This is a genomic window from Alkalimarinus alittae, assembly GCF_026016465.1.
In the GTDB taxonomy this organism is placed as follows: Bacteria; Pseudomonadota; Gammaproteobacteria; order Pseudomonadales; family Oleiphilaceae; genus Alkalimarinus; species Alkalimarinus alittae.
Genome location: NZ_CP100390.1, coordinates 1862767 through 1875112 on the forward strand (window position 1 = coordinate 1862767; position 12346 = coordinate 1875112).

7 protein-coding genes are annotated in these 12346 nt (G+C 42.0%); 4 read left to right on the forward strand and 3 right to left on the reverse strand.

The genetic code is table 11. The annotated features are described in order from the left end of the window. Positions 1-127: 127 nt before the first annotated feature. From NKI27_RS08475 to ligA, 4 genes are all read left to right on the forward strand, one after another. Positions 128-820, forward strand: coding sequence for a GntR family transcriptional regulator (locus NKI27_RS08475; protein WP_265049228.1), 693 nt, complete (start codon positions 128-130; stop codon positions 818-820). A 95-nt stretch (positions 821-915) separates the two neighbouring features. Further along, positions 916-4458, forward strand: coding sequence for a chromosome segregation protein SMC (gene smc, locus NKI27_RS08480; protein ID WP_265049229.1), 3543 nt, complete (start codon positions 916-918; stop codon positions 4456-4458). A 296-nt stretch (positions 4459-4754) separates the two neighbouring features. Next, positions 4755-5822 carry a cell division protein ZipA gene (zipA, locus tag NKI27_RS08485; protein ID WP_265049230.1) on the forward strand — a complete coding sequence of 356 codons (1068 nt, stop codon included), beginning with the start codon at positions 4755-4757 and terminating at the stop codon, positions 5820-5822. A 239-nt stretch (positions 5823-6061) separates the two neighbouring features. Next, positions 6062-8071, forward strand: coding sequence for an NAD-dependent DNA ligase LigA (gene ligA, locus NKI27_RS08490; RefSeq protein ID WP_265049231.1), 2010 nt, complete (start codon positions 6062-6064; stop codon positions 8069-8071). Between the two features lie 183 nt (positions 8072-8254). Here the strand turns inward: ligA and mnmC are convergent, their stop codons facing one another. From mnmC to NKI27_RS08505, 3 genes are all read right to left on the reverse strand, one after another. Beyond that, complete coding sequence (mnmC, locus tag NKI27_RS08495) at positions 8255-10276, reverse strand: bifunctional tRNA (5-methylaminomethyl-2-thiouridine)(34)-methyltransferase MnmD/FAD-dependent 5-carboxymethylaminomethyl-2-thiouridine(34) oxidoreductase MnmC (protein ID WP_265049232.1); 2022 nt, start codon at positions 10274-10276, stop codon at positions 8255-8257. Between the two features lie 75 nt (positions 10277-10351). After that, positions 10352-10942 (reverse strand): peptidylprolyl isomerase, encoded by a 591-nt coding sequence (locus tag NKI27_RS08500; protein ID WP_265049233.1) that lies wholly within the window; start codon positions 10940-10942, stop codon positions 10352-10354. A gap of 32 nt (positions 10943-10974) precedes the next feature. Then, the gene (locus NKI27_RS08505; RefSeq protein WP_265049234.1) at positions 10975-12210 is read right to left on the reverse strand and encodes a GGDEF domain-containing protein; all 1236 of its coding nucleotides are present in this window, start codon (positions 12208-12210) and stop codon (positions 10975-10977) included. Positions 12211-12346: the final 136 nt, after the last annotated feature.

The following is a 12346-nucleotide window of genomic DNA, read 5'->3' on the forward strand; positions in this document are numbered from 1 at the left end:
CGGTCGGCAAAAAAATGACGCTATTGTGGTATGTTTTTTGTTCGGCTAATCAGCGAACTATATCACCGTAGTGATAATACTATGTGGTAAAATCATCTTAATTTTAGTTTCTAGGTTAATATCCCTAATGAGATTTCAGGCACCCGAGAGTCTGTCCGAACAGATAGCACAACATATAGGTCTTCGTATAATAAGGGCCGAATTAAAGCCAAAAGAAAGGATTCAAGAATTAAAAGTCGCTAAAGATCTTGATGTAAGTCGAGGATCAGTACGCGAGGCATTATTAATTCTTGAGCGACGGCATTTAATTAATATCTTTCCTAGAAAGGGCGCGATGGTATCTGAGCTATCGGCTCACCATATTAATTGCCTGTATGATATTTATATCAATCTTTTATCAATGTTGGTGACAACCTTTGCAATATTGTGGAAAGAAGGCGACTTGGATGAAATGATAGGTAAGATTGAGGCGATTAATAAATTAACATCATCACCAGATAAGCCCGTTGATGAAATCGTAGAATTAGGTTTTGAGTTAGTTAGCCTGACGTATCCTATCGTCAATAATTCATATCTTGAAGAAACGCTTGAGAACTTTAAGCCTGGTGTCAGTAGAACTTATTATTTAGCCATGAAACCAAGACAAGAGCAGCTCCATAAAACCAAGGCGTTCTTTAATAACCTAGTGTCTGCTGTACTAAAACGAGATCAAGCTGAAATAGAGCGTATTGTCATCGAGTATGGTGAGCTTCAAAGGTCTCTCGCGCTACAAGAGCTAAAAAAAGCGACTACAGAGACTCACAACGCCTATTTTACCTGACTATTTCTTAGGTCAAAAAATGCGTTAAATACTCAATAATGGTGCCGTTATTGAACATAGCCGTTTATGAAAGAAAGATCCTCAAAGGTAGATAAATGAGACTAAAATCGATCAAGCTTGCAGGTTTTAAATCATTTGTCGACCCCACCACCGTGTCGTTTCCAACCAATCTCTCTGCTGTTGTTGGCCCAAATGGTTGCGGCAAATCTAATGTGATTGATGCGGTAAGGTGGGTCATGGGTGAAAGTTCAGCAAAACACTTGCGGGGCGAATCTATGACAGATGTTATCTTTAATGGTTCCAATGGACGCAAGCCTGTTGGTCAGGCATCGATTGAACTAGTGTTCGATAATACTGAAGGTAAACTGGTCGGAGAGTTTGCTCAATTTAATGAGATATCGATCAGACGAAAAGTCACCCGAGAAGCGCAATCATTTTACTATTTAAATGGTACAAAATGCCGACGACGCGATATTACTGACCTGTTTTTAGGTACAGGTTTAGGGCCCAGAAGTTATGCGATCATAGAGCAAGGAATGATCTCTAAACTCATTGAGTCGAAACCAGAAGAGCTTAGGGTTTTTTTAGAAGAAGCCGCAGGTATATCAAAATATAAAGAACGAAGAAAAGACACCGAACGGCGAATGAAGCGGACGGAAGAAAACCTAGACCGCCTTGCCGATATTCGCGAAGAGCTAGAAAGACAGCTATCACACCTACACAAACAAGCTCAGGCCGCAGAAAAGTATACTGAATTAAAGAAAGAAGAAAGGCTTAAAAATGCACAGCTCAATGCACTTAAATGGCGTGACCTAGATCGAAAACTGAGTGAAAAATCAACTCAAGTGCAAGGGTTAGAGCTTCGGCTAGAAGAAGTGTTATATGCGCGTACCGCGAACGATACACTATCAGAGCAATTGCGCATCGAGCATCATGATTCTAGCGAAAAGTTTAACAAAGTACAGGCTCTTTATTACGAGTCGGGCGCAGAAATTGCTCGGGTTGAGCAAAGCCTTCAGCACCAAAAAGAGCGAGCAGCACAGTTACAAAAAGAACTCCAAGACGTGGTGTCGTCAGTTAATGAACTTAAAGAAGAGTTAGATGCCGATCAATTGCGTCTCGATGAGATTGTGATTGAGTATGAAGAGCTTGTTCCAGAATTAGAAGAAAGTAACGCGCAGTCAGACGAGTCAGCAGAAAGGCTGGCGGTCATGGAAGATGAAATGCAGCGTTGGCAGCATGACTGGGAGCAGTTTAATCAATTATCGTCTGACGCACGTCAGCGCGCTGAAGTAGAGCAGTCAAGAATAAAACAAAGTGAACTGTCATTGTTGCGTATCGGAGATAAAATAACACGATTGCAAGAAGAGTTGATGACGCTAGAAGATCAGAGTGATCAGGGGATTCTTGAAGAGCTAAAAGAACAAATTGCAGAAAAAGATATCGTAGTCGAGGATGCCCGAGAGCTAAGGTTAGACGCGTCTGACATCATTACAGCGAGTCGCGAATCAATTAATCAGCTAGAGCAGATACTGGCCGAAAATCGCAATAAATACCAACAGAATACCGGTGAATTAGCCTCAAAAATAGCGCTTCAAAAAGGCGCTCTTGGTGATGATGATCAAGAGCGAATCAGCTGGTTTCAGCAGCAAGGTATTAATACAGATGCGACACTTGCTCGACAACTGAAAGTGAGCGGCGGCTGGGATACTGCTGTAGAGGTGGTCTTAGGGCGCTTTCTTCAAGGGGTTAAGGTTCCCTCTTTGGAGACCATGGCAGGTGTAGAAACCACTGATTTGACTAGCTCAATATCGTTGTTTGAAGATACTAATTCTGAGTCTATCCACGCGACTAACGTTACCGAAAACGTTAAAGGCGATCGTGGTTTCGAGAAAAAATGTCTTTCTTTATTTGTAGAAGGGCGCGGTTTTTATTCTGGCATCCTTAATAAAATTTTTACGGCTGAGAGCTTGACCGAAGCCTTGTCTGTTCGACAGACGTTATTACCCGATGAATCAATCGTATTGCGCGATGGTACGTGGATAGGACGGCACTGGATTAACTTATTTAAGCAAGGCTCAGCCGCAAGTGGTTTGTTACAGCGCCAAAAAGCTATCGATGAATTAACCGTGATCGTTGATGAGCAGCGTGAAATAATTTCAGCGCTTGAGAGCGAGCTTCAACAGCACCGAGTGAGCTTAAAAGATAATGAATTAAAGCTTGAAGAGGCGGCAAGGCAAGTGTCGGAGGCAGAAAAAACGCAGTCATTATTGACCTCTCAATTAAGCTCAGCTGAAGTAAAGTTTGAGCAGCTTTTTGCCCGAGTGATCAGAACAAAAGAAGATCTTGCAGACCTCACAATTCAGAAAGAGCAAGAACTGGAGGCACTCGAAGCGTCAAGAATCGTTTGGCAGCAGGCCATGGATGATATGGATAAGAATGCTGACGAGCGTGAAATTCAATTGCAGCGGCGTGATGATATTCGGGCATCCTTAGATAACTATCGACAGCAGGCTCGACACCAGCGTGATACCTCGCATCAATTACAACTAAAAGTACAAGCGGCAAAAAATCAAAAAGAAGGTTTATCAACCACCATATATAAGCTCACACTGCAGTTAGAGCGTGTTAGTGAGCGACATCGCTTACTGCTAGAAAGCGCTGAATCAAACTCTGACCCTTTAGAAGAGCTTCAAATCAGATTAGAAGAATTACTTGAAAATAGGCTGAATGAAGAAACGTTGCTTAATAATGCACGAGAAACCTTAGAACGTGTTGACGCTCAAATGAGAGATCAAGAGCGATCTCGAATTGAATCTGAACAAAAACTCAATGATATAAGGGGAACGTTAGAGCAAGAGCGAATGGAATCTCAAGCGCTTGAGATTCATCGTACAGGTGTTGAAGAGCAGCTTAAAAAAGATAGCTTTGATCTTGACGCTGTATTGAATATTTTACCTGAGCATGCCGAAGAGCGGTTATGGAAGGATGAGCTAGCAAAAATTGCAAATCGTATTCAGCGTCTAGGTGCGATTAACCTAGCCGCTATTGATGAATATAAAATTCAAAGTGAACGTAAAACCTATCTAGACGCCCAAGATGCAGAATTAAGAGAGGCGCTAGAAACACTTGAGTCTGCTATCCGTAAAATTGACCGTGAAACCCGAGCAAGGTTTAAAGAGACTTACGATAAAGTCAATAACGGGCTCCAGGAGTTGTTCCCTAAGGTCTTTGGTGGTGGTAGTGCTTATCTTGCGCTCACAGGGGACGACCTGTTAGAAACAGGCGTTTCGATTATGGCGCGCCCTCCAGGTAAGAAAAACTCAACCATCCATCTTCTTTCAGGTGGCGAAAAAGCATTAACCGCTATTGCGTTAATATTCTCTATTTTTCAATTAAACCCCGCACCGTTTTGCATGCTAGATGAAGTAGATGCTCCGCTAGATGATGCAAACGTGGCTCGTTACGCGAATATGGTGAAAGATATGTCTAGTAAAGTGCAGTTTATTTATATCACCCATAATAAAATCGCGATGGAAATGGCTGATCAGTTAATGGGTGTTACGATGCATGAACCCGGTGTATCAAGGCTTGTGTCTGTTGATGTAGAAGCAGCTGCTAAACTTGCTGCGGTATGATTGAGTTATCAATTTAGCGAATGTAAGTGTGATATCCGGTGTTTGATAGCAATAAGAACGGTGTAATGGCTGTTAATATTTAAAAAAATCACTAGTATATTGGCAATTACTATTCAGAATTGTGCTTCCTACCGTTACAATTGGCATTGAATGGTAATTTTTTGTTAATCTCGCTTATCGAGATCTTTTTTAACATGTTTGTAAGAATAAACGGTAATGGTGCAGCTAAACGGTGCTAGAGCCTGATATTAGTCGAATCTACAAACATCGACATGGTTATAAGTAAGACAATGGATATGAATTTACGAGAATGGTTAGTTGTATTGGGTGGCGTGGTTATTGTTGGTATCGTAATAGACGGTATTCGTCGGATGAGACGTGCCAGACGTGACTCAATGGAGATTTCACTCGGAATGGGTGGCGAAATACAAAACACACCCTTGGATGAAGGCTTTAACCCAGAACTCCCAAACGGGGGGGCTAGACCCGTAGGTAGTGAAAGTTCAGATTTCAACCGAGCAGATGAAACAGTTGAGAGCTGTGGTTTTAATACTGATTCACTTCGTAGCGAAACTACAGATACTCGAATTGATATAAATATACGTAAAGAGCCGTCTATAGATACCGGTGCAGTGGGAAATAACGATTTTGACGATGACAATCTATCTTCAGTCAGAGTGGTTGCTCGAAACCCAAACGGCAGTACTGGCTCTGGCGTAAACGGGGATGAGTCTCGTGCGAATGATAAAATATCGGTAGATAGTAGTGAGATACGAGCAGCAAAAACCGTGTCGTCTACTGGTCGACTTAATAGTCAGGAAGACAAACTCAAATCTAAGATGACTTTTGGCGAAGGTCTAAAAGCGTCTGCATCAAAAGCCAAGCTGTCAAAAGCAAAGCCCAAACCTTCTAAAACAGAGAAAGTCCCTCAACCGGCTCAGGAAGTTATCGTCTTAAATGTGATGAGTCGATCTGAGAAAGGGTTTAGCGGTACTGAATTAAATACCCTTTTAAAGGCGTGTGGGGTAGAGCATGGTGATATGTCTATCTATCATCGACGTGAAAATACGGCAGATAGCCCTATTCAATTTAGTGTAGCGAATGCAGTAGAGCCGGGTTATTTTCCTAAAGACCAGTTAGAGACAATGTCCACACCCGGTATCTGCTTTTTTATGAGTTTACCTGGACCTGACGATAACATGAGAGCATTTGACTATATGGTTGAGACAGCTCAATGTGTTGTAAGAAACTTGTCTGGCGAGATGAAAGATGAGAGAAGAAGCGACATGACACCGCAGACTCTCGAACACTGCCGTGAGCGTATCCGTGATTTTGAACGCAGACAGTTGACGGCTAGATGTTAAATTAACAGTAATTAAGTCATCGTGTATCAGCTAAAAAGCGAAGCAAATGCTTCGCTTTTTATTTGTCTGTTGATAATCCTACTATGAATATTTGACGACAATTTTGGGGGGATTCTCGCGAAGCTGGGAATTCAAACCCTAAAAAGTAATTAGATTTTCGCCCACCCAAAGGTGCTCTTTTGCAGAGCCGTTGATTGTTGCGGGAATAATAACATATCGCGTATTACGAGATCCCAAAAATGCCAGTTTCAGAAGCTATCATTCAAAAAGTTGAAGCATTACGTAATGAGTTAGAGCAGCACAATTATCGTTATTATGTAATGGACGATCCATCGGTGCCCGATGCTGAATATGATCGATTAATGAATGAGCTCAAAGCAATTGAGGGCGAAAACCCTTCATTAGTGGTTCCTGAGTCACCCACCCAACGTGTAGGCGGAGCACCTTTAGCAGGGTTCTCACAGGTGACACATGAGATGCCGATGTTGTCACTTGAGAACGCCTTCAATCAAGAAGATATGCATGATTTTAACCGCCGAATTGTAGAGCGATTAGGTGCTGGTGGCGCTATTGAATACGCTTGTGAACCAAAATTAGATGGCATCGCCGTTAGCCTGCTTTATGAAAACGGTCAGTTAGTGCAGGGTGCTACTCGAGGGGATGGCGAAACGGGTGAAGATATTACACAAAATGTTCGTACTATTAACTCTATCCCACTAAAACTATTGGGCAGTGGGTACCCTGAACGCCTGGAGGTTAGGGGGGAGATTTATATGCCAAAATCCTCCTTTGAGGCGCTTAATAAAGATGCTGAGCGAATGGGAAATAAACCTTTTGTAAACCCAAGAAACGCAGCAGCGGGCAGTTTGAGGCAGCTAGACCCAAAAGTAACCGCAAGCCGAAACCTTGAAATGTGCTGTTATTCAGTTGGCATCGTCGAAGGTGGGGCTTTGAGGGATACACACAGCGATTCTTTGTACTGCTTAAATCAGTGGGGTTTTAGAATTAACTCAGAAATGAAAGTGGTTGAAGATATTGAAGGCTGTCTCGACTATTATCAATCTATCGGCGAGAAGAGAAATACCTTACCTTATGAAATAGATGGTGTTGTATTCAAAGTAAATAACTTAGCACTCCAGCAGCGATTAGGATTTGTCTCGCGAGCGCCTCGATGGGCAATAGCTCATAAATTCCCTGCGCAAGAAGAGCTCACTAGAGTTATTGATGTTGAGTTTCAAGTAGGCCGAACGGGGGCCGTAACCCCTGTGGCAAGACTAGCGCCTGTTTTTGTCGGTGGCGTAACCGTCAGTAATGCTACGCTTCATAATATGGATGAAATTGCGCGGTTAGGGTTAATGGTCGGTGATACGGTTATTATTCGTAGGGCTGGGGACGTTATCCCCAAAGTCGTTAAAGTAGTCGAAGAAAAAAGACCTGAAAACGCTAAAGCTGTAACCTTCCCAAAGCAGTGTCCCGTCTGTGAGTCGGAAGTAGTACAGCTAGAAGGAGAGGCTGTAGCACGATGTTCAGGTGGCTTGTTTTGTGCCGCACAGCGTAAAGAAGCCATTAAACATTTTGCATCTCGAAAAGCGATGGACATAGACGGCTTAGGTGACAAACTCGTTGAGGCATTGGTGGATGAGGGTTATATAAAAAGTGTTGCAGATCTGTATAAGCTAACACGCTATCAAGTGGCCAGTATGGATAGAATGGCTGAAAAGTCTGCTGACAATCTACTGGGTGCGCTAGAGAAATCTAAAAAGACTAAACTCTCTAGCTTTGTTTATGCCTTAGGTATTCGAGAGGTCGGCGAGACAACCGCTCGCACTTTATCTAATGCATTTGGTACGTTAGAAAAAATACGGTCAGCCAACGTCGAAGAGCTGCTAGCAGTGCAAGATGTTGGGCCTATCGTCGCAAACCATATTGTTTCGTTTTTTGAACAAAGCCACAATAATGAAATCATAGAGCAGCTTATCGAGGTCGGTGTTCATTGGCCTGATGTGTTAGTTGATGAGTCGAGTAAGGTTTTAGAAGGTAAGACATTTGTAATTACTGGAACGTTAAGCCAAATGTCTAGAGAAGAAGCCAAAGAAAAATTACTCGCGATGGGGGCCAAGGTGAGTGGTAGCGTCTCTAAAAAAACACACTGTGTTATTGCAGGTGATGCTGCAGGGTCTAAGCTTAAAAAGGCAGAAGAACTTGGCATTCAAGTTATGAACGAACAAGCGTTTATTGATATGTTGTAGTCCATGCCGGTTACAATCAAAAGACCTTGTAGGTCTGGTCTATCTGTTGCGGCTACGCTTGGCAACTTGATACGTAAGTAAAAAAAAGGCTACCGATTCAGTGTGAAGTTACCGGATTAAAGGAGTGCTATCACCAGAAAAATCGGCATTATGTTGAGGTTATTACTCTTCGATAACGCGAGTTTATAACTTACGCCTTATTAAGTCTCTAATGATAAACCTCGACGGACTGATGGCTTTGACTATCTCGGCAGAAAGAGGGGACGGCTCATTGCATAGTTGGCTTGCAATAAACTCCGCGGCTAACGGGCAAGATGATAAGCCTTTTGAACCATGCGCAATATTGACAAATAAACCCTGATAGTACGCGCCGGAGACGTCAAACTTGGCTTTAGCATCATGGCGTAATTTAGAGAATCGATCTACCTGCTCGTTAATGTTGGGGGCTTTACCAACAATGGGGACGTAATCAGGGGAGCTACAGCGTTGTGAGGCTCGTCCTTCAAGTGTCTTAATGTGTTTGCCTGAAAGTAACGCTTTAGCAGAATCCAACCACTCAGTTAGCTGGGAAATGTTTTTAATATGGTCTTCTTTAATCTCTTCGCAATGGTCATTCTTAAGGTCAAATGTAGCGCCGAAGCAAAATTTATGATCGGTTTGAGGGCTAATATAGCCTTCGCCACATAATACCGTTTTAAGCGGATAGTCGGCGTCTGAATTAACAACCGATACCTGGCCTCTGATGGGCTTTATTTTAAAATGATTAAGCTGCTCGACGTTTTTCGCATCTGATGCTGAGCAAATGATAATATTTTGAGCGGTCGCTATCGTCTGGTTGTTGCAATCGATAGCGGTCCAGATTTTTGAGACTGTGTCTTGGGTTAATGCTCTTATTTGAGTATTATAACGTGTTGAAATGTCGTTACTCTCTAGCAGTAACGTACAAAGCTTTTTAGGTGCCACCCAACCTGAATCTGGAAAGAATAGGCCACCACGGTTAAGTTCTACACCCGCTATTTGGCTAGCTTGTTTAGCATCTATAGGCGTAAAAAGGTCTTCGGGGTATTGGTTTTTACTTAAAAAATCAGCCTGTTTTTTTTTCTCTTTTTCATTCCAAGCAACTTGAATCAGACCGCATTGATTCCAAAAAACAGTTTTAAATTGTTGTTGTGTTCGATGATAGAACCGCTGGCTAAATAAAAGGTTATTAAGTGCATACTCGGTTTGAACATTAAAATCAGAAGAGAACTTATTGTAAAGTGCACCTTGTGGGTTGCCAGAACCACCATTACCGGGTGCGTCTTGCTTTTCAACAACTAAGACGTTGAGCCCTCTCGATGCTAAGGCTGTTGCGGTTGTTGCGCCTGCGAGCCCTGCACCTACGATGATTGCATCATAATCGCAAGACGATAGGTTAACGGGTGTTCCTAGGCTGCCTTTAAACCAAGGTAAATTTAGCAGCTGGTTTACACTGGTATTATTGTTTGCGACAAAATAACCTGCATGCATTTCTTTTTTTCGCCCGAAGCCAGGCACTTTTATGACGTTAAAACCCGCACTCGTCATGCCTCGTCTAATAACTCCAGCAATACTGAATGTACTAAAGGTTGCATCTTGAGCGCTATGCAGGCCGATAATTTCGAATAGGTGTGGGCTCCACATTTCTGGGCTTTTGTGGGGTGCAAAACCATCAAGAAACCAAGCGTCCGCGAGAAATAACGCTTGGTTATATTGGTCTTCCGCATCACCAATGTAAAGCGTAAGAGTCACTAGCCCTTGTTCAAATACGAGTCGGTGGCACCCTTTTACGGGTAAAGGGTACTGCGCTATCAGTTGGTCGCTTAGGTGGCTTAAAGCGGGCCAATTAGCCAAGGCTTTGGTTAAGTCTGAGGCACGTAATGGCGCATTTTCAACTGATACAAAGTGCAGAGGGACCGCATCACCATTTATTTTTTGATTATGCCACTCTAGCCAACAGCATAAAAAATTTAACCCGGTACCAAACCCAATTTCAGCCACTGTTAAGTGATTGCGTTTATCAATTTCTCGCAACCGTTCAGCGATATGATTGTGTTCGAGAAATACATATTGAGTTTCTTCAATACCACTTTCTCGCGAGTAATAAACGTCATTGTGATTTTTGGAAATAGGATGGCCGACCTCATCCCAGATGAGGTCGGCAGTGGGCACAGAAGGTAATTGCAAAATGGAAACTCTTTAATATTAAGGAATAATTAATCGACAGTATTGTGAGGAGGCCCCATTATTTCATTGTCGCTATTATTTCACTACCGATATGCTTTTGATCACAACGGGGTCGACAGGAATATTGGCATGCATATTTCGTTTAGTCGTTTTAACATTTTCAATTTTTTCTACCACGTCCATGCCATCAACGACATTACCAAATACGGCATAGCCCATGCTTTGAGCGCTGTAATCAAGGAAGTTATTATTCGCAACGTTGATAAAGAATTGAGACGATGCCGAATGAGGATCACTGGTTCGGGCCATAGCAATAGTGCCACGGTTGTTGTGAAGCCCGTTAGAGGCTTCGTTTCTTATGGGGGTTCTCGTTGGCAGTTTATCCATGCTTTTATAAAAACCGCCGCCTTGAATCATGAATCCTGGAATTACCCTATGAAAAACTGTTTTGGTGTAAAAACCACTGTTAACATAGCCTAAGAAGTTCTTAACTGTGATAGGTGCCTTTTCTGGATTTAGCTTCACGGTAATATCACCGTGATTTGTTTCTATTAACACCTTTACATCGTTAGCCGTAGCGTTTGTATCGGCAGCGGTCGCAATAGAACTCAATATAAGGGATAGACAGAGTAAAAATGGCTTTATAAATGATATGTAGCTACGCATCTAAAGTATCCTTAGTTTGTTTGATTAGTGTTTTAAGATTTATTTAGTTTGCTGCATTTACCGGTTGAAATACAGTTCTTTCCTTTACGTTTTGATTCGTAAAGTGCTTCGTCAGCGCATTTTAGCAGATCTTTTATAGAATATTCCTGATCTGGGATAAGAGAGCAACAACCAATGCTAATAGTGAGCCTATTTTGATGGGTGGCATAGGGGTGCTGAATGTTTAGTTCAAATACAGCGTTTAATATAATGGAAGCAAGCGCCGTTGCGTCCGCTTCGTTAGCATAAGGCAAGGTAATTACAAATTCCTCCCCTCCATACCGAGCGACCATATCATTAGGGCGTTGAACATGTTGCTTTAATGTTTGTGCAATACTTTTGAGGGATTCATCACCCGCTACATGACCTTGGGTGTCGTTATAACGTTTAAAGTCATCAACATCGATCATTAATACAGAAATAGGTGTCTTTTGCCTGACTGCGTTCAACCACTCGCGTTCTATGTGCTTATTAAAATAGCGACGATTAAAAAGGCCTGTTAATGCATCTAATGTGGACAGTTTTCTTAACTTCTCTTGTGTTTTTATAAGTTCGTCGTGCTCGTAGTTAAGGAGCTGGGAACGAACAAAGCTTTTTCGGATCTCAAACTCCATTCTTCCGTTAACAATTAGGCTTAAAATGGTAACGAAAGAATAGATAAAAAATATTTCTGTCATTTGCTCGGTCGTGATGACCGTCAATTGGGACATTGCAAATAGCTGAGAAAGCAACATAACAAGCGCAAAAGGGAGCGCATAAGAAAAGCCTACTCGAATAATATTACATATAAATATAATGGTAATAATTGAACCAAATTGATAATGAAACTGGCCGCTGTCGGCAGCAAGTATGCCCACTAATATCAATGATAGGTGGATAATAAATGCGCCTAGACAGAGGAGTATCTGGTGCCATCGATAAGATTTGTCGAGATAAATCCCTCCCACAACTGCGAGTATTATACCTGCACCAATAGAGCGAATAATGATCGCTTGATCTATCAGCGATGGAATGACAATTAAATCTGATGCGATAAATAAAATAAGCCCTAGTACCCCTAAGCTAGGGTATAGACGATTCTCAAATTGATAGCTTGAAAGCATGTATTGAGTATATTTGGCTTCCATCTGAGTATTAAAACGATAATAAAACCGTTTTTTTTGCAAGTATGCTTGTGCATCTCGAAGCTGATCAATCAATGTGTTGTGCTCTTTATTGTCAAAAGGCAAAGATATTTCCTGTCTCTAGCGGTGAAATTAGAGTGTGCATGAATGGCTTGTTCTTTAATATAGTTTAGCTTCGAAAAATAGAATCGCTACTAACTACCTGATTTAACGCTTCATTTAATTCGGTCGACATCTGGCA